The sequence below is a fragment of the Citrobacter sp. Cf136 genome (genome assembly GCF_030333815.1).
Lineage (GTDB): Bacteria > Pseudomonadota > Gammaproteobacteria > Enterobacterales > Enterobacteriaceae > Citrobacter > Citrobacter freundii.
Window position 1 is genome coordinate 171,580 of record NZ_JAOWFE010000032.1, and the last position, 22,798, is coordinate 194,377.

General features: G+C 53.9%; 22 protein-coding genes. 10 read left to right on the forward strand and 12 right to left on the reverse strand.

Features of this window, described 5'->3' with window-relative positions; translation table 11 throughout:
- The first annotated feature begins 5 nt into the window (after positions 1–5).
- The 8 genes from elaB (at position 6) to pmrD (ending at position 7,838) form a co-directional block, all read left to right on the forward strand.
- On the forward strand, positions 6–311 hold the full coding sequence (gene elaB, locus OGV98_RS05140) for a stress response protein ElaB (protein WP_003027683.1): 306 nt from the start codon (positions 6–8) through the stop codon (positions 309–311).
- A gap of 104 nt (positions 312–415) precedes the next feature.
- On the forward strand, positions 416–1,714 hold the full coding sequence (gene menF / locus OGV98_RS05145) for an isochorismate synthase MenF (protein WP_106902345.1): 1,299 nt from the start codon (positions 416–418) through the stop codon (positions 1,712–1,714).
- 84 nt (positions 1,715–1,798) lie between these two features.
- Entirely contained in the window at positions 1,799–3,469 is a 1,671-nt protein-coding gene (menD, locus tag OGV98_RS05150; RefSeq protein WP_174500740.1) for a 2-succinyl-5-enolpyruvyl-6-hydroxy-3-cyclohexene-1-carboxylic-acid synthase, read from the forward strand.
- Positions 3,466–4,224, forward strand: coding sequence for a 2-succinyl-6-hydroxy-2,4-cyclohexadiene-1-carboxylate synthase (menH, locus tag OGV98_RS05155; RefSeq protein ID WP_058842313.1), 759 nt, complete (start codon positions 3,466–3,468; stop codon positions 4,222–4,224). Before menD ends, menH begins: the two co-directional genes overlap by 4 nt.
- A 14-nt stretch (positions 4,225–4,238) precedes the next feature.
- On the forward strand, positions 4,239–5,096 hold the full coding sequence (menB, locus tag OGV98_RS05160) for a 1,4-dihydroxy-2-naphthoyl-CoA synthase (protein ID WP_003027671.1): 858 nt from the start codon (positions 4,239–4,241) through the stop codon (positions 5,094–5,096).
- Positions 5,096–6,058 carry an o-succinylbenzoate synthase gene (gene menC, locus OGV98_RS05165; RefSeq protein ID WP_003027669.1) on the forward strand — a complete coding sequence of 321 codons (963 nt, stop codon included), beginning with the start codon at positions 5,096–5,098 and terminating at the stop codon, positions 6,056–6,058. The genes menB and menC overlap by 1 nt, the downstream gene beginning before the upstream one ends.
- Positions 6,055–7,479, forward strand: a complete 1,425-nt coding sequence (gene menE, locus OGV98_RS05170; RefSeq protein ID WP_088903243.1) for an o-succinylbenzoate--CoA ligase — start codon at positions 6,055–6,057, stop codon at positions 7,477–7,479. Before menC ends, menE begins: the two co-directional genes overlap by 4 nt.
- Before the next feature lie 95 nt (positions 7,480–7,574).
- Entirely contained in the window at positions 7,575–7,838 is a 264-nt protein-coding gene (pmrD, locus tag OGV98_RS05175) for a signal transduction protein PmrD (protein WP_003839377.1), read from the forward strand.
- A 2-nt stretch (positions 7,839–7,840) separates the two neighbouring features.
- Here the strand turns inward: pmrD and arnF are convergent, their stop codons facing one another.
- The 8 genes from arnF to nudI all read right to left on the reverse strand — a co-directional run bounded on the left by arnF (position 7,841) and on the right by nudI (position 15,927).
- Entirely contained in the window at positions 7,841–8,227 is a 387-nt protein-coding gene (gene arnF / locus OGV98_RS05180; RefSeq protein ID WP_003027663.1) for a 4-amino-4-deoxy-L-arabinose-phosphoundecaprenol flippase subunit ArnF, read from the reverse strand.
- Positions 8,227–8,562, reverse strand: coding sequence for a 4-amino-4-deoxy-L-arabinose-phosphoundecaprenol flippase subunit ArnE (gene arnE / locus OGV98_RS05185; protein ID WP_149911206.1), 336 nt, complete (start codon positions 8,560–8,562; stop codon positions 8,227–8,229). Before arnE ends, arnF begins: the two co-directional genes overlap by 1 nt.
- Entirely contained in the window at positions 8,559–10,217 is a 1,659-nt protein-coding gene (gene arnT, locus OGV98_RS05190) for a lipid IV(A) 4-amino-4-deoxy-L-arabinosyltransferase (RefSeq protein ID WP_202581141.1), read from the reverse strand. The genes arnE and arnT overlap by 4 nt, the downstream gene beginning before the upstream one ends.
- Complete coding sequence (arnD, locus tag OGV98_RS05195; protein ID WP_196614907.1) at positions 10,214–11,116, reverse strand: 4-deoxy-4-formamido-L-arabinose-phosphoundecaprenol deformylase; 903 nt, start codon at positions 11,114–11,116, stop codon at positions 10,214–10,216. Before arnD ends, arnT begins: the two co-directional genes overlap by 4 nt.
- Positions 11,113–13,095, reverse strand: a complete 1,983-nt coding sequence (gene arnA / locus OGV98_RS05200) for a bifunctional UDP-4-amino-4-deoxy-L-arabinose formyltransferase/UDP-glucuronic acid oxidase ArnA (protein WP_049002879.1) — start codon at positions 13,093–13,095, stop codon at positions 11,113–11,115. The genes arnD and arnA overlap by 4 nt, the downstream gene beginning before the upstream one ends.
- Positions 13,092–14,075: an undecaprenyl-phosphate 4-deoxy-4-formamido-L-arabinose transferase gene (arnC, locus tag OGV98_RS05205; protein WP_003027648.1), complete on the reverse strand. Its 984-nt coding sequence runs from the start codon at positions 14,073–14,075 to the stop codon at positions 13,092–13,094. Before arnC ends, arnA begins: the two co-directional genes overlap by 4 nt.
- Before the next feature lie 2 nt (positions 14,076–14,077).
- Complete coding sequence (gene arnB / locus OGV98_RS05210) at positions 14,078–15,217, reverse strand: UDP-4-amino-4-deoxy-L-arabinose aminotransferase (RefSeq protein WP_003027645.1); 1,140 nt, start codon at positions 15,215–15,217, stop codon at positions 14,078–14,080.
- 284 nt (positions 15,218–15,501) lie between these two features.
- Entirely contained in the window at positions 15,502–15,927 is a 426-nt protein-coding gene (gene nudI / locus OGV98_RS05215) for a nucleoside triphosphatase NudI (RefSeq protein WP_003027643.1), read from the reverse strand.
- Between the two features lie 317 nt (positions 15,928–16,244).
- Between nudI and OGV98_RS05220 the strand changes: the two genes are divergently transcribed.
- Both OGV98_RS05220 and OGV98_RS05225 read left to right on the forward strand, forming a co-directional pair.
- A complete protein-coding gene (locus OGV98_RS05220) occupies positions 16,245–16,787 on the forward strand; it encodes a YfaZ family protein (RefSeq protein ID WP_202581142.1) in 543 nt (180 codons plus the stop codon).
- Positions 16,788–16,866: 79 nt separating this feature from the next.
- Positions 16,867–18,063 (forward strand): nicotinamide mononucleotide deamidase-related protein YfaY, encoded by a 1,197-nt coding sequence (locus OGV98_RS05225; RefSeq protein WP_016150688.1) that lies wholly within the window; start codon positions 16,867–16,869, stop codon positions 18,061–18,063.
- Between the two features lie 38 nt (positions 18,064–18,101).
- Here OGV98_RS05225 and OGV98_RS05230 read toward each other — a convergent pair whose 3' ends face one another.
- The 4 genes from OGV98_RS05230 to glpA form a co-directional block, all read right to left on the reverse strand.
- Positions 18,102–18,302, reverse strand: coding sequence for an Rpn/YhgA-type helix-turn-helix domain-containing protein (locus OGV98_RS05230; protein WP_072211985.1), 201 nt, complete (start codon positions 18,300–18,302; stop codon positions 18,102–18,104).
- A 320-nt stretch (positions 18,303–18,622) separates the two neighbouring features.
- Entirely contained in the window at positions 18,623–19,813 is a 1,191-nt protein-coding gene (gene glpC / locus OGV98_RS05235) for an anaerobic glycerol-3-phosphate dehydrogenase subunit GlpC (protein ID WP_003027620.1), read from the reverse strand.
- Entirely contained in the window at positions 19,810–21,069 is a 1,260-nt protein-coding gene (glpB, locus tag OGV98_RS05240) for a glycerol-3-phosphate dehydrogenase subunit GlpB (protein ID WP_044714025.1), read from the reverse strand. The genes glpC and glpB overlap by 4 nt, the downstream gene beginning before the upstream one ends.
- Positions 21,059–22,687 carry an anaerobic glycerol-3-phosphate dehydrogenase subunit A gene (gene glpA / locus OGV98_RS05245; protein WP_003845117.1) on the reverse strand — a complete coding sequence of 543 codons (1,629 nt, stop codon included), beginning with the start codon at positions 22,685–22,687 and terminating at the stop codon, positions 21,059–21,061. The genes glpB and glpA overlap by 11 nt, the downstream gene beginning before the upstream one ends.
- Positions 22,688–22,798: the final 111 nt, after the last annotated feature.

The window sequence follows — 22,798 nt, forward strand, 5'->3', positions numbered from 1 at the left end:
ATATAATGTCTTTTCATTCTTATGAATCACGTATCGATGATGATCTGGAATTATTAAGTGAAACGCTGGAAGAGGTGCTGCGTTCTTCTGGCGACCCAGCAGATCAAAAATACCTTGAGTTAAAAGCGCGGGCAGAGCGGGCGTTAGAAGAGGTGAGAAATCGCGTCAGCCATGCTTCTGATAGCTACTATTACCGTGCGAAAAAAGCTGTTTGTCGGGCGGATGACTATGTGCACGAAAAACCCTGGCGCGGGATCGGTGTTGGCGCCACAGTCGGTTTAGTGATGGGATTATTGTTAGCACGGCGATAAATTCCGTTCTGTCATCGCATTTGTACGTACTCCCTAACTGGGGGTACTGCTTTTTCTGCTCAGTACCCCGTATAATGTGAGGTTTTTAACAGGGAGAGGTCCGCGTGCATTCAATCACTACTGCGCTGGAAAGTCTGATGCGTCATTTGTCGCAAGAGTTACCAGCCGCACCTGGAATTCGTATTTACGACATACCTTTCCCACTGAATGATGCGTTTGACGCTTTAGGATGGCTGGCTAGCCAACCCGTCTGGCCCCAGTTTTACTGGCAGCAGCGTAACGGCGACGAAGAGGCTGCCGTACTGGGAGCCGTCGCCGCATTTTCCTCGCTGGAATCAGCTCAGCAGTTTTTACGCCAGCATGATAATCATCCCGACCTGCGTATCTGGGGCCTGAATGCCTTTGAGCCTCAGCGCGGCAATTTGCTGCTGCCGCGGCTGGAGTGGCGACGTTGTGCCGGGGTGGCGAGCTTACGCTTACATCTCTATAGCGACGTATCGCTGCGAGACGACGCCGCGCAGGCGGTGGCGTTTATCACCTCGCTTGCCAACGTTAAGCCGCTACCCGCATTGCGTCTCAGTTTGACGGGAGAACAGAACTGGCCAGATAAAGCGGGCTGGACAAATCTGATAAAACTCGCCACGCAAACGATCAATAGGGAAGAACTCGATAAGGTTGTGCTGGCACGGGCGACCGACTTACAGTTTTCTCAGTCGGTTAATGCCGCGGCCGTGATGGCTTCCAGCCGTCGCTTAAACCTGAACTGCTACCATTTCTTTATGGCATTCTCTGCCGACTCCGCTTTTCTTGGCTCTTCCCCTGAGCGTCTGTATCGGCGGCGAGACACGGCGCTGCGCACCGAGGCGCTGGCCGGAACCGTTGCTAACCACCCTGAGGATCATCGCGCCTGGCAGTTGGGTGAATGGCTAATGAAAGATGATAAAAACCAGCGTGAGAATATGCTGGTGGTTGAAGATATTTGCCAGCGCCTGCAAGGCTGTACGCAAACTCTTGACGTGCTGCCGCCACAGGTGCTGAGACTGCGTAAAGTGCAGCACCTGCGCCGTTGCATCTGGACGGAACTGAATCAGGCCGACGATATGCTTTGCCTGATGCAACTCCAGCCCACGGCGGCTGTCGCCGGTATTCCGCGAGAGCTGGCACGTGAATTCATCCAACAAAATGAACCCTTTGAACGTGAGTGGTATGCCGGTTCTGCGGGTTATCTTTCACGGCGCCAAAGTGAGTTTTGCGTGTCACTACGTTCGGCGAAAATTAGCGCAAACGTGGTGCGCCTGTATGCCGGAGCAGGGATCGTACGTGGTTCAGATCCTGAGCAGGAATGGCAAGAAATAGACAACAAAGCGGCGGGTTTACGTACTTTATTACAGATGGAAGCCTAATGAGTCACACATTACCGACTCATATCAAAAATCCATTTATTCGATTCTTTATACTGTGTCGCAATATTGATACCGGACAATCTCATGTCAGTAAGCGCATTTAACCGACGCTGGGCGGCGGTCATTCTGGAAGCACTCACTCGCCACGGCGTCAGGCATGTCTGCATTGCCCCTGGCTCTCGTTCTACACCGTTGACGCTGGCGGCAGCGGAAAACCCCGCATTCATCCACCACACCCATTTTGACGAGCGTGGTCTTGGGCATCTGGCCTTAGGTCTGGCAAAAGTTAGCCGTCAGCCTGTCGCCGTGATTGTGACGTCCGGTACCGCGGTGGCGAATTTATATCCCGCGTTGATTGAAGCGGGCCTGACCGGTGAAAAACTAATTTTACTTACGGCAGACCGACCGCCAGAGCTTATCGACTGTGGCGCGAACCAGGCGATTCGTCAGGCCGGAATGTTTGCCTCGCATCCATCGCAAACGCTCTCTTTACCGCGTCCGACTCAGGACATTCCGGCAAGCTGGCTGGTGTCCACTATTGATAATGCGTTAGCAACCCTGCATAGCGGGGCGGTTCATATCAATTGCCCGTTTGCGGAACCGCTGTATGGCGATATGGACGAAACGGGGATTGCCTGGCAGCAGCGCCTAGGCGACTGGTGGCAGGACGATAAACCCTGGCTGCGAGAAGCGCGTCGGCTGGAAAGCGACAAACAGCGCGACTGGTTTTTCTGGCGACAAAAACGCGGCGTAGTCATTGCGGGCCGCATGAGCGCTGAAGAAGGTAAGAAGGTTGCGCAGTGGGCGCAGACGTTAGGCTGGCCGCTGATTGGTGATGTTCTGTCGCAAACCGGACAACCGCTGCCGTGCGCCGACCTGTGGCTGGGAAATGCGAAAGCGGTAGCTGAGTTACAGCAGGCGCAGATTGTGGTGCAGCTTGGTAGCAGCCTGACCGGAAAACGACTCCTGCAATGGCAGGCCAACTGCGATCCGCAGGAATACTGGATTGTCGATAATATCGAAGGCCGCCTCGATCCGGCTCACCATCGTGGCCGCAGGCTGGTGGCGAAAGTTGGCGACTGGCTGGAGCTGCATCCGGCGGAGAAACGTCAGCCCTGGTACGTGGAAATCCCTCGCCTGGCACAACTGGCCTGGCAGGCGGTAGAAGCCCGTCGTGAGGCGTTTGGTGAAGCGCAGTTAGCCCACCGTATTCGCGAATACTTGCCGGAGCAGGGGCAGCTGTTCGTGGGTAACAGTCTGGTGGTACGCCTGATTGATGCGCTGTCGCAGCTTCCGGCTGGTTACCCGATCTATAGCAACCGTGGCGCGAGCGGTATTGACGGCCTGCTGTCTACGGCAGCAGGTGTACAGCGTGCCAGCGCGAAATCGACGCTGGCGATTGTTGGCGATTTATCTGCATTGTATGACCTGAATGCGCTGGCGTTATTGCGTCAGGTTTCTGCACCGTTTGTCCTGATAGTGGTCAACAATAACGGCGGACAGATTTTTTCTCTACTGCCGACGCCAGCCAGCGAACGCGAACGGTTCTATCTGATGCCGCAGAACGTAAATTTCGAGCATGCTGCCGCCATGTTTAACCTTAAATACCAGCGCCCGGAAAACTGGGAGCAACTGGAGAGCGCGTTGACTAACGCCTGGCGTACTCCTGCGGCCACGGTGATTGAGCTGGTGGTGAATGAAACTGACGGCGCGCAAACCTTGCAGCAACTGCTGGCGCAGGTAAGTCATCTATGATCCTGCATGCGCAGGCGAAAGAGGGCCAGACGGGATTTCCCTGGCTGGTTTTCCTGCACGGTTTTTCTGGCGATTGTCGGGAATGGCAGACGGTCGGCGAAGCGTTTCAGGATTATTCGCGGCTATACATCGATCTGCCGGGACACGGTGGCTCCGCTGACATCAGCGTGAGCGGATTCGATGACGTAAACGTTTTGCTGCGTAACACTCTATTTAGTTACAACATACTTAACTACTGGCTGGTGGGATACTCTCTTGGTGGCAGAGTCGCGATGATGGCGGCCTGTCAGGAGATGCCAGGGCTTTGTGGTCTGGTGGTTGAAGGTGGACATCCAGGCTTGCAAGGCGAAGAGGCGCGCGTTCAGCGTCGTCTCTCGGATGGCCGCTGGGCTGCGCGTTTTCGCGCAGAGCCGCTACGTGAGGTGTTTAATGACTGGTATCAACAGCCCGTTTTTTCCTCGCTGAACACGGCACAAAGAGAGGCGCTGGTCGCTCTGCGTAGCCAGAATAATGGGCAAACGCTGGCGGCAATGCTGGAGGCCACCTCGCTTGCCGTACAACCTGATTTACGTGCGCAACTCACGACGCGCACATTTCCGTTTTATTATTTATGTGGTGAACGTGACGATAAATTCCGCGCTCTGGCGGCGGAAATATCAGTACCAAACCATGTGATTCGTAATGCCGGACACAACGCGCATCGGGACAACCCCGCGGGTGTAGTGGACTGTCTGGCTCAGATTCTGCGTCGCTGACTATAGGACATTTTATGATCTATCCTGATGAAACAATGCTTTACGCACCGGTAGAATGGCACGATTGCTCTGAAGGCTATACCGACATTCTTTACGAGAAATCCACCGACGGTATCGCAAAAATCACCATTAATCGTCCGCAGGTACGCAATGCCTTCCGTCCGGTCACCGTGAAAGAGATGATCCAGGCGCTGGCGGATGCTCGCTATGATGACAACATCGGCGTGATTATTCTGACCGGTGCGGGCGATAAAGCGTTCTGTGCAGGCGGCGATCAGAAGGTACGTGGCGACTACGGCGGATACCAGGATGACTCCGGTGTGCATCACCTGAACGTACTGGACTTCCAGCGTCAGATTCGTACCTGTCCGAAACCGGTAGTAGCGATGGTTGCAGGTTTCTCCATTGGCGGCGGTCATGTGCTGCACATGATGTGTGACCTGACCATTGCGGCTGAAAACGCCATCTTCGGTCAGACCGGTCCAAAAGTCGGTTCCTTCGACGGCGGTTGGGGCGCTTCCTATATGGCGCGCATCGTCGGTCAGAAAAAAGCGCGTGAAATCTGGTTCCTGTGCCGTCAGTACGATGCGAAACAGGCGCTGGATATGGGGCTGGTCAACACCGTGGTTCCGCTGGCGGATCTGGAAAAAGAGACAGTACGCTGGTGTCGCGAAATGCTGCAAAACAGCCCAATGGCGCTGCGCTGCCTGAAAGCTGCACTGAACGCCGACTGTGATGGTCAGGCAGGTCTGCAGGAGCTGGCAGGTAACGCCACTATGCTGTTCTACATGACGGAAGAAGGTCAGGAAGGCCGTAACGCCTTTAACCAGAAACGTCAGCCTGATTTCAGCAAATTCAAACGGAATCCGTAATGCGTAGCGCGCAGGTATACCGCTGGCAGATCCCCATGGACGCGGGGGTGATTCTGCGCGACAGGCGGTTAAAAACGCGTGACGGGTTATACGTATGTCTTCGTGACGGTGAGCGTGAAGGGTGGGGAGAAATCTCCCCGCTGCCGGGCTTCAGTCAGGAAAGCTGGGAAGAAGCGCAAACCGAGTTGCTGGCTTGGGTGAAAGGCTGGCTGCAAGGGGATGCCTCCTTACCGCAACTGCCTTCAGTCGCCTTTGGCGTAAGCTGTGCGCTGGCCGAACTGGCTGGCGTATTGCCACAGGACGCAGACTATCGTGCTGCACCGCTGTGTACGGGCGATCCTGACGATCTGGTACTGCAACTGGCGGACATGCCGGGCGAAAAAGTGGCGAAGATTAAGGTCGGTCTGTATGAAGCGGTTCGCGACGGCATGGTAGCCAATCTGTTACTTGAGGCGATCCCGGAGCTGCATTTACGACTTGACGCCAACCGGGCCTGGACGCCGTTGAAAGCTCAGCAGTTCGCGAAATACGTTAATCCGGAGTATCGCGGACGCATTGCCTTCCTCGAAGAACCGTGCAAAACCCGTGATGATTCTCGTGCCTTCGCGCGTGAAACCGGCATTGCCATCGCCTGGGATGAAAGTTTGCGTGAAGCGGATTTCACCTTCGAAGCCGAAGAGGGCGTCAAGGCTGTGGTTATCAAACCTACGCTGACCGGCAGTCTCGATAAAGTCCGTGAACAGGTGGCAGCGGCGCATGCGCTTGGTCTTACTGCCGTTATCAGTTCGTCAATCGAGTCGAGTCTGGGCTTAACCCAGCTGGCGCGAATTGCCGCCTGGTTGACGCCGCAAACCATCCCGGGTCTGGATACCCTGAGCCTGATGCAGTGCCAGCAGGTACGCACCTGGCCGGGTAGCGCGTTGCCGTGTATCGACGTTGATGCGCTGGAACGTCTGCTATGACCCAGCAGGAAAGGCCCGATAGCGTGAGCTTATCGGGCCTGATACAACCCAGTGACTGGCCGTGGCGTCACTGGCGACAGGTTCGTGCGAAGGCGCCAGCCTTACGCCTCAACGATGAGGCATTAAGCTGGAGCGAGCTCTGCGCGCGCATCGACCATCTGGCCAGCGGTTTTGCCGCTCAGGGCGTGGAAGAAGGCGATGGCGTCCTGCTTCGCGCCTGGAATCATCCGCGCGCTTTGCTGGCCTGGCTCGCGCTGCTGCAGTGTGGGGCGCGGGTTTTACCTGTGAACCCACAGTTGCCTCAGTCGCTGCTTGATGCGCTGGTCCCGGACTTAACGCTACGTTTTGCGCTGGATCTGGAGGCTGCTATCGCACTCCCGGAACTCAGTCCGTTACAGATGCAGTCGTTGCCAGGCGATCACGCCGCTGCATGGTTGCCCGAGCGTTTGAGCACGATGACGTTAACCTCAGGTTCTACCGGATTACCAAAGGCGGCGGTGCATACCTGTCAGGCGCATCTGGCAAGCGCGCAGGGCGTACTGTCATTAATGCCGTTTGATGTTGAGGATGACTGGCTGCTCTCACTGCCGCTGTTTCATGTTTCCGGGCAAGGCATTTTGTGGCGATGGTTGTTCGCCGGGGCGCGAATGACCGTGCGCGACAAACAGCCGCTGGATCAAATGCTGGCTGGATGCACTCACGCTTCACTGGTGCCCACGCAACTGTGGCGCTTACTTGTTAATAACACGCCAGTCACGCTAAAAGCGGTACTGCTGGGCGGTGCGGCAATTCCTGTTGAGTTGACGGAACAGGCGCGTGAACAGGGGATTCGTTGCTGGTGCGGTTACGGATTGACGGAGTTTGCTTCTACGGTTTGTGCGAAAGAGGCAGATGGCCTGGCGGATGTGGGCTCTGCTTTACCGGGGCGGGAAGTCAGGATCGTTAATGACGAAGTTTGGCTACGAGCCGCCAGCATGGCGCAAGGTTACTGGCGTAACGGACAGCTTATGCCTTTAGTGAACGCGGAAGGCTGGTTTGCAACCCGCGATCGCGGCGTGTTGAAGGACGGCAAGTTAACCATTGTCGGTCGTATGGACAATCTGTTCTTTAGCGGCGGGGAAGGCATACAGCCGGAAGAGGTGGAACGCGTGATTGCCGCACATCCACATGTTCTGCAGGCCTTTATTGTGCCGATAGAAGACAAAGAATTTGGCCATCGCCCGGTGGCGGTCGTTGAGTATGACGCTAATGCTGGAGAAACTAATCTGGCAGAGTGGGTAAAAGATAAGCTGGCACGCTTTCAGCAACCGGTATGTTGGTTGACATTGCCACCCGAGCTTAAAGCCGGAGGGATTAAAATCTCGCGTCGTGCGTTGTCGGATTGGGTAAGTGCTTCATCATTAACATTAAGAAAGCATTAATTACATTTCTCATTTTTGTCATTCCGCAGCTATTGTCCTTTTGTTTATCTGCTGAAGTGTAACCTATTGTGAAATTTTTTAACAAAAGGTGCGCTATGGAATGGCATGTGAAGAAGTCTTGCTGTCACAAGAAAGCAGAGAGGCTCTATATTGTACTTTGCGATAGTGGTGGTTCGCTTAAGATGCTCGCTGAGGCGCAATCTTTCGAGCGGGTTAAACCTGGCGATCTTCTTTCACCGCTGAAAGATGCGCAGTATTGTGTTAATCGCGATGTATCCCGCGTGATTAAAATAATCGATGCCAGACAGTACATATGTGACGAATGGGAGCGCCTGTTACGACTGTCGGCAGATAAATGAGCTCAGCGCCGGTGCTTGTCTGCAGGCAGAAAAATCGTCATTAAACCCGCCATGATGCACAGTACCCCAACCAGCGCCTTTACTGAAAATGTTCCCTGCCAGCCGGGCAGAATCATTGATGCAACCCAAACCAGCACATAGCTCAGGCTGAGCAGGGCATAAGCTTTGCTCAGCGCGAGCTGGTGCAGGGCTTTATGCCAGCAAATAACCGACAGCAAATAGCCTGCCAGCCCGGCAGATAAAGCAAACGCTCCAATACTGAGAGAGAATACGGCGGAGATGAACGCCAGCGGCTGCATCATTGGCGGCAGATTATCCATTGCGAAGCCGAGGCTCAACTGGGCTGCGGAGGTGATAATAACGCTACATAATCCCCAAAAGATGCCCATTACACTGCGCTCCCAAGAATAAAGATGCCGGTAATGATCAGCCCAACTCCCAGCCAGTGGCGTGTAGTGACGGGTTCGCGCCAGATTTTCCACGCGGCCAGCGTCACCCATACAAAGTTAAGACTCAGCATGGGGTAGGCGATGCCGACAGGAATGTTCTGCAGTACCGCCAGCCATAGCAGCATGGCCAGACCGAGGCTTGCCAGAGCAAGCCCAATCCATTGCGTGACGTGGCGTTTTCGCGCACGAATGGACACCGGTCGGGTCGCCTGCTTCTGGCATAGCTGGCCGCAGACGCTGAGCAGGCTGGCGAGAACTAAGGCTATCCAGATCATTTTGGCCGATACTGAATCAGGACCAGTCGCCCCTGATTATCAATGTAATCAGCGGGAGGGAGAGCGAGATGATTAATATCTTCATCCTTATCAATCGTGAGCACGAGCGTAATATTTCCTTGCTGACGATGTTGCGCTAACCAGTCGGCAAAGTCTTCCCGACTGACAAAGCGCCCCTGAGCATCCGGGTAGTTGAGGCCATATTTTAACTCTCCCGTTTGGCCGTACATCATGATGTCGTCACGCTTCAGGCTCCAGGCCAGCCCTGCGGCAACGCCAACGTTGTCGGTGAGAATGTAACGGCTCGACTCCAGCGACTCTTTAGTCATCTCGACAAAAAACTGCGGCTGTTTAGACTCCATCACCCGGTCAGGGACTGAGAAACCAAACAACAGCGCGAGTCCCAGCGGACACAGCGCGGCGAATTTCCAGTTCTTCTCGCGGTTATTTAGCGTATACCAGCCGAACAGTGCCCAGGTGATAAAAATACCCCACGCGCAAAACACCTTATACGTTTCGATAGGCGACCAGACCGGCGTCTTTAACGGACCCAATGTGGAAACAATAAATGTGGCGACAATGCCGGTCACGCCGAACAGCACGTTGATCCAGCCATTCACGCGCAGTGCGGCGGAGCCTTTTTCCGCGGCCTGCAGGCCGAAACGCGCCGTTAATATCGCCAGCGGGGCGAAGCAAGAAAGAATATAGGTCGGCAGTTTTCCTTTGGCGATGCTGAAAAACAGGATTGGCATGACAATCCAGCTTAACAGGTACAGTGCGCTGCGCGGAACATCCCGCTCACGCCAGCCCGTACGCAGCGCGCCAGGAAGCAGCCCGAGCCATGGTAATGCGCCAGCCACGAATACCGGAATGTAGTACCAGATGGGAGCCTTGTGTTGGGCATCATCCTGTGCGAAGCGTTGAATATGTTCAACCCAGAAGAAGTAATGCCAGAAATCCGGCTCACGCTGGGCAATCGCTATTCCCCACGGCAGCACAATCACGACGCAGCCGATAACCGCCAGCAGACCGTAGAGTATGAGATCTTTCCAGCGCTTATGCGCGAAAACCCACGGCAGTACGCTGAGCACAGGAACGGCAAGCGCCAGGAAGCCCTTGGTCATCACGCCCATGCCGCAGGTTAACCCTAACAGCAAAAAAGCGATGATTTTGCGCGTTCTGGTGGTGGCCTGCATGCCTTCCCAAAAACAGCACATGCCCGCCATCAGCCAAAGCGCAATTATGGGATCAAGTACCGCGTAGGTGCCGATGCTGTAAACCGAGAAAAACGTTAAAAAGATAGCAGAAGAGAGTACGGCGGTACGCTTATCCTGCCATAACCGCATGGCAAGCCAGGCTACCAGTAGCGCCGTCAGCAAGGTGGCAAATATAGCCCCCGCTCTGACGCCAAAATTATTAGCGCCAAATAGCCATTGCCCGATGCTGTTTAACCAGTATCCGGCAATGGGTTTTTCAAAGTAACGAAGCCCTAAAAAGTGCGGCACGATCCAGTCGCCGGACGTCAGCATTTCCCGACTGATTTCGGCATAGCGCGTTTCATCAGGCTGCCAGAGCAGGCGACTGTTGATGGGGAGAATAAAATACAGCGCAATAAACGCGATACAGGCCAGAGTGTAGCGGGCAGCAGGTTTCATTGTGTCGCACTCACCGGTTGTTGGCAGCCGAGCCATCCCTCTCTGCCCGGTATTTTTCCCCGCACGATCTGCCCTGTTGGCAGCGTGCTGATATCGTCTGGTAACAGCTCGCCAAGCGGGCAAAATGTCATCCCCATGTCCGCGGCGCGAGTAAGCAGCTCGTCAAAATTCTGATGAAAGGCGATGCCTTCAACTTCCGCATGAATGGTGTACACCGGTGTTCCTCTGCTCATCTGGATGTGGGAGAGAATATAAGCGTTGAAGTCCACCGCCTGGACCTCCTGACCAACCACTTCATCCCATGTTGGTAACGTGACGGGAATTTGCGGCGTACCTGTTTTCCCGGACGCCAGTACAGGGCGAAATAGCGACGTTCCCCGACAGTCGCTGTTATAGCGTAAATGTAACGTTTCTTTTGCCTCGACGACGCGGTTGTCGGCACGCCATCCGGCAACCGCAGAACAGGTAACCGGTTGTCCGATGATGGCTTCAAGGGCGGTAATGCCTCGTGAAATATCATCAATCAGCTGTTTATCATTCCAGTTTCCGCTTCGCGCTTGCCAGGCATGGTGATCCCAGGCATGCAAACCGGTTTCATGAATCAGGGCGGTTTGCGCAATGATCGCCGCATTGGCCTGGCCAATCTCTTTTCCCGGCCACGCGGTTCCCGCGAGCAATATATCCCATCCGTAGAGCGATGCTGCGTTTGAACGCAGCATCTTCCACAGAAATTGTGGCTTCACAAGACGCCAGAGATGGCGCCCCATGTTGTCAGGTCCAACACTAAAGAAAAAACTTGCCCGAACGTTATGCCGGTTCAATGTCTCCAACAGGCGGGGCACACCTTCGCGCGTCCCCCGGAAAGTATCGACATCAATGCGCAAGCCTACTTTGGTCATGATGTGTGTTCCGTGATATCCACACTGCGTAAGAAGAAGTCCAGCGTCTCTTCTACCGTTTCCTGCATCTCAATGGTGGGCTCCCAGTTCAGGCAGCGTTTTGCATTACGAATGTTGGGCTTACGATGCTCAACGTCCTGATAACCTTTACCATAGTAGCTACTGCTTTCGACGTCACGGAAACCGGCAAACGGCGGGAAGTGGTTGCGTAATGGGTGTTTTTCAAAGCAGGTAAGCAGCATTTCTGCCAGTTCCTGAATACTGGCCTCATTCTCCGGGTTACCGATGTTGATAATTTCGCCATCGCAGCGTCCGCCTTCGTTTTCAATGATGCGGTACAGGGCTTCGATACCATCGCGAATATCAGTAAAGCAGCGTTTTTGCTTACCGCCTTCAATCAGCTTAATCGGTGAACCTTCCACCAGATTGAGGATCAGTTGGGTAATGGCGCGTGAGCTGCCGATACGCGCGGCGTTAAGGCTGTCCAGACGCGGTCCCATCCAGTTAAACGGACGGAACAGGGTGAAGCGCAATCCCTCTTTTTCGCCGTATGCCCAGATTACGCGGTCCAGCAACTGCTTGGAAACGGAGTAGATCCAGCGTGGTTTATTGACCGGACCGACGATCAGGTTCGAGCTGTCTTCATCAAAAACTTTGTCGGTACACATGCCGTAGACTTCGGAGGTTGACGGGAAAATGATGCGCTTACGGTATTTCACGCAGTAGCGAATGATTTTCAGGTTCTCTTCAAAATCGAGCTCAAACACGCGCAGCGGGTTGCGGGTATATTCGATTGGCGTGGCGATCGCTACCAGCGGCAGCACGACGTCGCATTTTTTCACATGATATTCAATCCATTCGGAGTGAATGCTGATATCGCCTTCGACGAAATGGAATCGTGGATGCTGCAGAAAACGACTAATGGCGTCGCTGCCAATGTCGAGTCCATACACTTCGTAATTGTCTTCTTGCAACAGGCGTTCGGTCAGATGGTTACCAATGAAGCCATTGACGCCAAGGATCAGCACGCGAGTACGGCGTTTAGCGGTAGTAACTGACTGGCTGTTCAGGCGAGAACCTGGTACCAGGCCCAGAACCTGCGCCAGCTGTGACCCCTGCATGGCAATACCATCGCCAGCTTGCCCGGTAATAATCTCCAGTGCGCCATCAGCGCAGGCGATCAGCAAAGGAGAAACGGAGATGACGGTTCCTGGCTGGGCTGCGCGGTCATTTTTGCAAACACGTGACGACCAGACGGTGAATTTTTGCGTACCAACATAGCTAAATGCGCCCGGCCATGGATCGCTGACGGCGCGTACCTGGTTATGCAACTCTGCGGCTGGTTTGTTCCAGTCGAGGAAGCTATCTTCCGGCGTGCGGCGACCAAAACAGGTCGCCTCTGCTTCCTGTTGGGGGTGTTCTGCATAATCTCCCGTTTTAATCGCGGGCAGCGCCTCTTCGAGTAACTGACGCGCTGCCTGGCACAATTTATGGTGCAGCGTTAACGCCACATCATCGGGCGAAATAGCAACCCGCTGCTGGGCAACAATGGCACCGGCATCCGCGCGTTTGACCATCCGGTGAAGCGTGACGCCGGTTTCGGTTTCACCATTGACCAGTACCCAGTTCAGCGGCGCGCGGCCACGGTATTTCGGCAGCAGCGAGCCGTGCAGATTAAATGCACCCTTAGGGGCAAGGCTGAGGATCTCATCACTCAGTAAATGGCGATAGTAGAACGAGAAGATAACATCAGGTGCCAGTTGGCTAATGCGCTCAATCCACAGGGGATGATTAACCTCGTCAGGGGCGTAAACCGGAATACCGGCGCTGGCCGCGAGGCGGGAAACAGATCCAAAAAACGCTTTTTCACCCGGATTGTCGGTGTGCGTAAAAATGGCAGCGATTTCATAACCTGCATCCAACAAGGCCTGGACACCCTGACATCCCATATCGTGATAGGCAAATACGACGGCTTTCATGCGCGGTTTTCCTCGGTTGACTGCGTGGTTTGTGGGCGGATAACGTGTTGAACAAAATAGCGGGGGCGGGCGCGGACATCGTTATAGATGCGACCGATATATTCGCCGAGTAAACCCATGCCAATAAACTGTGCGCCGATAAAGGTAAACAGGACGGCAAACAGCATGAATACCCCTTCCGCGGCCCACTGTGGGCCGAGCGTCAGGCGCAGAACAACAAGCAAGACTGATAAGGTAAAGCCCGTGGCGGCGATCACGCTGCCCAACAGACTCAGCATGCGAAGCGGTGTTGTGGTAAGGCAAGTCACCAGGTCATACATCAGGTTGATCAGACGCATGAAGCTGTATTTGGAATCACCAAATTCGCGCTCTGCATGATGTACCGGGATCTCCGTCGCGCGACGGGCAAAAATGTTGGCCAGAATCGGGATAAAGGTGCTGCGCTCCTGGCAATGCAGCATGGCATCGACGATGTGACGGCGATAGGCGCGTAGCATGCAACCGTAGTCACCCATCGCTTTTCCGGTGGTGCGCTGAATCAGATGGTTGATCATGCGTGAGGCGGTCTTACGAAATACGCTGTCCTGCCGGTTCTGGCGCACCGTGCCCACCACATCAAACCCCTCATCTGCTGTGGCGACCAACCGAGGGATCTCCTCCGGCGGGTTCTGCAAATCGGCATCCAATGTGATGATCAAGTCGCCAGTGACATGGCTGAAACCGGCCATAATCGCCGAGTGTTGTCCGTAATTGCGATTCAGCAAAATAGAAACAATATGGCTGTTTGGTGCCTGGGAGGCGTTCATCATCAACTGAGCGGAATTGTCACTGCTACCGTCGTCGATCAGCAGAATTTCATAGTCTTTACCCAATTTCTCGCAGGCGGCGCTGGTGCGTCTGATTAACTCTGGCAGGCTTTCCTGTTCATTAAAAACGGGAATGACCACCGAGACTTTTTTGATTGGTGCTGCTTCAAACATGATTATTGTCCTGCAATCTCGCGAAGTGCCGTAATGACCCGCTGGGTATCCGCTTCGGTCATGTCTGGGAATAACGGCAGCGAGCAGATGCGCGCGCTGTTCCATTCAGTATTTGGGAGCGAAAGGGTAGTGAAGCGTTCGCGATAATATTTTTGCGTATGGGCTGCACGAAAATGCAGACCGGTGCCGATATCTTTAGTCTTCAGCGCTTCCATCAGGGCATCTCTGCTCAGCCCGCAGCGGGTTTCGTCAACACGAATGATGAATAAGTGCCAGGCATGAACGTGCGGCCACCGGGGCAGGTCCAGCGGTTGAAATGGCGTATCAGCAAGCGCCTGCTGATATTGCTGGGCAATTTGCGCCCGGCGTGAATTCAGTTGCTCCAGCTTATTCAGCTGTACCAACGCAATAGCGGCATTGATATCCGTCAGGTTGTATTTGTATCCTGGCGCAAGCACTTCGGCCTGCGGTGCCCGGCCATAGGTTTGTCGATCAAAAGCATCAACGCCCAGACCGTGAAACTTCAGGCTGCGAAGCCGCTGGGCAAGCTGGCTGTCGTCGGTAACAATCAGTCCACCTTCTGCGCAGGTGATATTTTTGATGGCGTGAAACGAGAAGATTGCCGTACCGCGCGCGCCGACATGACGGCCCTTATACAATGTCCCTACGGCATGGGCAGCATCTTCTATTACCGGGATGCCATAACGCTCGCCAATGGCATAAATCGCGTCAAGATCGGCGGGGGCGCCTGCGTAATGTACTGGAACAATGGCTTTAGTTCGTGGGGTAATAGCGGCTTCAATTTGCTCAGGTGTGACCATAAGTGTATCGCGGTCGACGTCGACCATGACTGGCGTCGCACCCAGCAGGACAATCATGTTGAGGGTGGAAACCCACGTCATTGACGGCGTAATGACCTCATCGCCAGCACCTATACCCAACGCCATCAGTGTGATGTGCATACCCGCCGTGGCAGAGCAGACGGCGACGGCGTGTTGATTTCCTGTGAGCTGGCAGAAGGCTTCTTCCAACTGTTGGTTCTTCGGGCCAGTGGTTATCCATCCAGAGTCCAGCACCGCTTTTACAGCGGCAAGCTCTTCAGCACCCATTGCCGGGCGAGAGAAAGGCAAAAAGTCAGACATCATTATTCCTTCAAGCCATTTAACGCTACCGAAGTTTTATTTTTGGGACTAAACAGGGGCGTCGTTAATTATTTCATCAGGCTACAAAGGTTAATGGCCGAAGGTTAATTTATCCTTAAGGGTTTAAGGTTTGGGAGATAATAACAAAGACAGTGGGGAGTGATTTATTTGTTTGAATATAAAGAGTTTTTAGTCATTATGGCGGTATTGTTCTCTGTTGCTGAATGCTGAGAGCAATACCGCTAATGTGATCATTGTTTATATTACGTTTAAACTCGGGGGACTTACAGTAACCCTTTCAAGGTTAACGTTTTACGTGTGGCGATATTTAAGTCGTAGGTGCCGAGATCTTCCGCTTTAACCCAGGCGAACGCCTGGAACTCTTCGTTAATGTTCACTTCACGATTAGCTGCCACACAATCGAAGATGAGATAAATCATATAAATCTCTTCCTGGCTGCCATCCGCGTACGTTTTAGTACGAATATCGTCACTGAATGTCCATGGCGTAATTTCTGATAACACCAGCTGCTCGCCCAGCTCCTCTCTCACTTCCCGACGCAAAGCTTCTTCGATGCGCTCACCCGGCTCAACGCCACCGCCAGACAGCGCCCACTGACCGGGAAACACGCCGCGGTCGTCAGCCATTTTGCAGAGTAAATAGCAGCCATCGTTTTGAATTAATGGGCAAACAATTGTTCTTTGGCGCATAGGTCAAGTCCTTCCAGGGGCGGGTATTAAGAATTCCATCCTCCACCTATCTTACCTTTTGCTGGCTGGAGAAAAAACGCTTCATCGACGATTAAGTCCGTACGGGCGAGGAAAAATTGATTGTTGTTGAAAATGGCGATTAAGGATGCAAACGATAGATTACATACAAAAATTTAACCTTATCTAATCTCATTAAGTAGTATTTAGTTACAATATGGTCTTGCATCGCTTTTTTAGCTCATTGATTCCTCGTCATCTGACAGTACAATTCACCGGTTTTGGGGCTATGTTTTGATTCTTGCAGGAAAGGATAGAAAATGAAAAAAAGTTTACTGTTTGGTTTTGCCGGAATGCTGTTTGTTTCTGCTTCGGCAAACGCGATTAGCATCAACGGTCAGGCTGGCGAAGACTACACCAACCTTGGATTCGGTATGGGTACTGAGACCACTGGTCTGGCCGTCAGCGGCAACTGGATGCATAATGATGACGACGGCGATGTTGCTGGGCTGGGCCTGGGGCTGAATATCCCGCTGGGTCCACTGTTGGCGACCGTTGGTGGTAAAGGTGTTTATACCAATCCAAACGATGGCGATGAAGGTTATGCTGCGGCTGTCGGTGGTGGTTTACAGTGGCCGATCGGCGACAGCATTCGTCTGTTTGGTGAGTACTATTACTCTCCTGATTCGCTTTCCAGCGGTATCGACAGCTATGAAGAAGCAAATGCCGGTGCGCGTTTGACTATTATGCGTCCGCTGAGCATCGAAGCCGGTTATCGTTACCTGAACCTGGCAGGTAAAGACGGTAACCGTGATAACGCAATTGCTGATGGCCCGTACGTTGGGGTTAACGCCAGCTTCTAACATTTCTGGCGCGGCGTTCAGTCGCGCCTTCCCCCCTCCATGCGTTATAGTGTTTTAATCATAAAAGCAGGAGAACACGATGTTAAACGTGGAGATGCTATCCACCGGGGATGAAGTGTTGCACGGACAAATCGTCGACACCAATGCCGCCTGGCTGGCCGATTTTTTCTTTAATCAGGGTTTACCGCTAACACGCCGCAACACGGTAGGTGACAATCTTAACGATTTAGTCGCCGTTTTGCGTGAGCGTAGCGAACACGCCGATATACTGATCGTTAATGGCGGTTTGGGGCCAACCAGCGATGATTTGAGTGCGCTGGCAGCGGCAACGGCAAAAGGCGAAGGGCTGGTGTTGCATGACGCATGGCTCGCCGAGATGGAGCGATATTTCCGCGATCGTGGCCGCGTGATGGCGCCGAGCAACCGCAAACAGGCTGAACTTCCCGCCAGCGCGGAGTTTATCAATAATCCGGTGGGTACCGCGTGTGGGTTCGCCCTGAAGCTTAACCGCTGCCTGATGTTCTTTACACCGGGTGTACCGTCAGAATTCAAAGTCATGGTTGAGCATGAGATTCTGCCGCGTTTGCGTGAGCGTTTCTCTTTGGCTCAGCCCCCGTTATGCCTGCGATTAACCACCTTTGGCCGTTCTGAAAGCGAGCTGGCACAAAGCCTGGATCCGCTGACTTTGCCACCGGGCGTAACAATGGGATATCGCTCCTCAATGCCGATTATTGAGCTGAAGCTGACCGGGCCGGATTCCCAACGTGAAGCGATGTTGGCGCTGTGGCCAGAAGTTAAGCGAGTTGCCGGACAGAATATGATTTTCGAAGGTACGGAAGGCTTGCCCGCACAAATTGCCCGCACGTTACAGGAACGGCAATACAGCCTGACGCTGAGCGAACAATTTACCGGTGGTCTGGTCGCGTTGCAGCTTTCTCGCGCTAATGCTCCGTTGTTGGCGAGTGAAGTTGTTCCGCCCCAGGAAGAAACGCTGGCTCAAACGGCGCATTGGGTAACCGAGCGACGTAGCAAACATTATGCCGGGCTGGCTTTGGCGATATCAGCTTTCGAAAACGAACATATTAACTTTGCGCTGGCCACCCCCAATGGGACATATGGTTTGCGCGTTCGGCTGAACGCTAATCGCTACAGCTTGTCGATTCGTCAGGAAGTGTGCGCAATGATGGCGCTAAATATGCTGCGCCGTTGGCTTAACAATCAGGATCTTGCCAGCGAGCACGGCTGGATCGAAGTGGTTGAGTCGCTCACGATTTAATTATTAACAGGGAAGGTTACAAACCTTCCCAATCTGACTCATTCTGTGACATCGTCAGGTAATAGCCCAGTAATTAACCTAACCAAATCACGATCAATTCCATTTTCCAGCATCATGCGCGCGATACGTAAGGCTTCTTCTTGCGTTCCTTTTTGCACCCCTTGCTCTAACCCTTGTTGTAGCCCTTGTTGTAGCCCATTGTGGTGACCTTCTTGTTTTAGCCTCTCTGCGATTGTCATCAACCTCTCCTTATGATGGGGGGAACGTTCGGCAACTTCATGGATAAATTCGCTGACGTGAGAAACGTCACCGTACCGTAGCAGGTAATTAAATAGCGTTTGTAGCTGGCTGTCATTAGCGGTGCTTGTAACTAATGGTGCTTGTAACTGATAGAGTAGATGGCGTGACGGTATCCACTTTTAATATGCGCTGCATGCGGGAAATGGGGTCTTTGCGGGGATGAATCAGAGATAAATATGTCCGACTGCAACGTATTCAATTAAGCGGAACGGGCTACGCAAAAAAAATGCCCGGTAGCAAATACCACCGGGCAACAGGTTTAACCCAACGCTTTGGCAAGCAGGGTGATGGGATGTTCGCAACGCTTACTGGTAGACATCTCAATCTGCCATTTACAGGTTTCGCAGTCGGTGACGACGATATCAGCGCCGCTTTCTTCAATTTGGCGGAATAACGGTGCGCCAATAGACTGTGAAGTCGGATAGTTTTCCTTTTTAAAGCCGTAAGTCCCGGCAATGCCGCAGCATTGCGAATCCAGCACCGTCAGCTCCAGCCCCGGAATTTGTCGCAGTAGCTCCAGCGTGTAAAGCGTCCAGCCCATTTTCTCCATATGACATGGCGTGTGATAGACCACCTTCAGTGGCAGCGTTTTCAGCGGCAGCGTTTTACCTTCATCCAGCTTGCGCCACAGCCAGCGGGTTGCCAGTTCAATGTGTTCTCGCAGGCCTGAGTTGTCGACATCCAGCACTTCCGGATATTCATCACGTAGCGCAAAGGTACAGGTTGATGAGGTGGCGATCACCGGAATGCCTTTGCCATCAATCGCTTCCCGGAGTGAGGCCACGTTGCTGACCGCCTGCTTACGTGCTTTATCTGTAAATCCGTTAGCAATCAGCGGCACGCCACAGCATTTCTCTTTACTCAGCAGTTGCACGCCGGTTCCCATCGCATTCAACACCTTGATCAGGTCTTTGCCAAGCTGGGGATGGTTGTAATTCACAAAACAGCCGTGGAAAAAGGCGACCTGATCCTGATACTGCGCCTGCTGTGCGGCAATGCTGCGATACCAGCGGCGGAAGGTGCCAAAGGAGTACTTCGGCAGCGTACGGCGATGATCGATTTTTAGCGCGTAATCCAGCAACTGACGTACCGGTTTTAGTGAGGTGGCGGTATTCACTATTGGGGCGAAGGGGGTGGAAACGCTCCCCATTAAATCGGTATGGCTTAAGACGAAGTTACGCAGCGATGGGCGCGTCGTGTCGTATTTGGCGCGCGCGCGCTGGATGATATCGCCGATTTTCACGTCTGACGGACAGGCCACTTCGCAGCGTTTACAGTTGATGCAGTATTTCAGCGCATCGTCATATAGCGCGCCATCTTTCAGGCGCAGACGCTCACCGTCCGGGCCGGCCTGCTTAGGGCCCGGGTAGCTAGGGTTGACGCGGCTTACCGGGCAGGCGGTGGTGCACACCGTGCATTTGATACAACTTTCAAAACGTGTGTCGCTCATTGCTGTCCTCCTGCACGTTTCGCAATGTCATGTGCGGCGTGTAAGGCGCTGACTGCGCATACGCCGCCTCCGCAACCCTCGGCAATAGGGTCGAAACCACCGAGAACAGAACCGATGGCATACATATTTTCTACCGTTTTACCCGCCAGTGACGGGCGCAGCGTAGCATCGGTTGTGACGCCAAACTTTTGCCACGGTTGCGGATCGAAGACGTCGCGTTGATACCACTCGGCGCGGGTGGCGGTTTGCTGTACATCCAGTCCGAGGATCGGTTCGTGGATGGCCTCGCGCGTGGCGACCAGACCGCTGCTGAAAAAGCTGCCGCTGGCGAGTACGGCGAAGCGGGGACGCAACGGGATATCGGCATGGTTACGGGTCCAGATTTCACTGACTACGCCGTCCTGACAGGTGATTTTCTTCACTTCATCACCCGGCATCCACACACCGCCCTGGCGCACAAACTGGCGCTGCAATTTGTTGTGTAAACGCATGCCCAGTACCGAAGGAGGTAGGGTCGGTAACAGTGTCAGCGAGCAGGGGAGGCGCTCGTTAAGCCACTGCCAGAGCCGCTCATCTGCCAGACCAAAGCAGGCCGGCATGATTATCATGTCGCAGGCTTTTGCCATTGGCAGCAATGCGTCATAGAGCAGCGACCATTTATCTTCGTTATCCAGCAGGCGCGCAATATTGACGGCGCGAAACTCGGTTGGGTTATCACGCAGGACATCCAGTTCCGGCAGTTCGATTTCTGCCGTCTCGACGCTGAGATTACGTTGGCGTAATGACGCCGCGGCGAGATGCGCCTGAAAATCCAGTAACCCGCTAATCCCTACAACACATATACGCTGCGCGGATAGCGGCCAGACCGGCACTTCCGGGGAACTTAACCAGGTTGAGCGCAGGGTGCCCAGCGGGGTAACACGTTGATGTGCCTGATGCACGTTGCCTTGCAAATGCGTTCCGCATTCTTCCAGTAAATTTTGCGCCTGCTGGGCCAGTTCCAGAACGTTCTGCGTTCCGATGGTGCTATACGGATGTGCGGGTGCCTGAGTGTGCAGCGCATTCAAACCCGCTTCTATATCCGTCACCGGTTGACCATCGGGTAAGCTGCTGAGCAAATCCAGTGAGCCGGAGGAAAAATGCAGGGCGCTTTGGCCGCGGGTAACAATCGTGCAGCGCAGTCCGCTTTTTTGCAGTTGCAGGCCGCATAGCAGTCCAGCGAGGCCGCCGCCGATAATGACGGTATCAAATTTCATCCTGGTGCTCCTTTTCCAGACCACACAACCCTTGATAAACCCAGCGAGTGAATTCGCTTTCGCGCAGTGCATCTCCCCAGGCGATAGGCTGCACACCTTTCCAGCGTTCGTTGAGGAAGTCGGAAAGCTGAGTAATGGATTGTGCTGCGGTAGTGACATTAAAACGTTGCAGCAAACCTGCAGCACGACAGGCACACAATTCGCCCTGGCAGGTCCCCATTCCGACGCGGGTACGGCGACGTAAATCGAGCAGACTGTTGACGGTTAGATTCTCGACGGCGTATTGCACTTCGCCTGCGGTGACCGCTTCGCATTCACAGACCAGGCTGCGATGTTGACGGCCTTCGCTCAGCCACGCTGGGGTACGATCCCCATGGCGATAGACTGCCGAACCGCGTAGCGGCGCAGGTAACGAAATAACGCGTTTAAGCGTATGCTCGGTAGATTCCTGTGAGCCAGGCAGCGCGGTGTCTGCGGTTGTGCAAGGCTGGGTATTGCCCAGCTTACGGCAAACAGCATCGGTAGCCCATTCCGCCATCAGGCGGTAAGTCATCAGTTTGCCGCCGGTAATGGTGATAAACCCTTCCAGTCCGTCACGCTCTGCGTGATCGAACAGCACAATCCCACGGCTGACGTTACGACCGGTGGGATCGTCATCGCTGGCCACCAGCGGACGCACGCCGGAGTAGGCGCGTAAAATGCGCGTTTTTGCCATAATCGGCGCCAGTTTCTCGCCTTCACGCAGCAGAATGTCGACTTCTTCTGCGGTGACGCGGTTGCTGTCGATATCATCGTAATCAATGTGCTGCGAGGTGGTACCGATCAATGAGATGGTATCGCCTGGCACCAGAATATCGGCGTCAGACGGTTTACGGCAGCGGTTGATGACATGCTGGTTAATGCGATGATCCATAATCAGCAACGAACCTTTGGCCGGGAACATACGGATGCTCAGATCGGCATATTCCGCAATGCGTTGACCCCAGATCCCGGCGGCGTTAACGACAACCGGTGCATGCAGGGACTGCATTTCGCCCGTCAGATGATTGCGCACGTTAACGCCGCAAACCGTCGCGCCTTCGCGAATCAGTCCTGTCACTTCATGCGCCGTTAAGATAACCGCGCCATGCTCACGCGCATCCAGCATGTTGGCGGCGGTTAAGCGGAAAGGATCAACCGTGCCGTCCGGCACTTTTACCGCACCAATCAGCTGTGGATTCACGGAAGGTTCGATAATACGTGCCTGCTGAGGGTCAATCGCTTCTGCGCGAATCCCTGCTTCTTCACAGGCGCGAATAAAGGTCGCCTGAAAGGAGAGCTCATCCTCCGGCAGGGTAATAAACAGACCGTCCGTTGGCTCAACGCAATGGCGGGCGATACGTTTCAGAATTTGGTTTTCGCTGATGCACTCACGGGCAGATTCAGCATCGGTGACGGCGTAGCGTGCACCGCTGTGCAGCAGGCCGTGGTTGCGCCCGGTCGCACCTGTGGCGATATCGTGGCGTTCCACTAAGATGACGCGCAACCCGCGCAGCGCACAATCGCGTGCGATCCCTGCACCTGTTGCTCCTCCACCAATGATAATCACGTCACTTGTTTGCGAGTCGCGAGTTTTCATTGTTTTTCCTCACAGTTCGTTTTTTATCATTTAGCCACATAAAAAACATGGATTGTTTGATTTCGCGCATAATCGCTCATTATTCGAAAATGAAACGTGATTTCGTGCGCC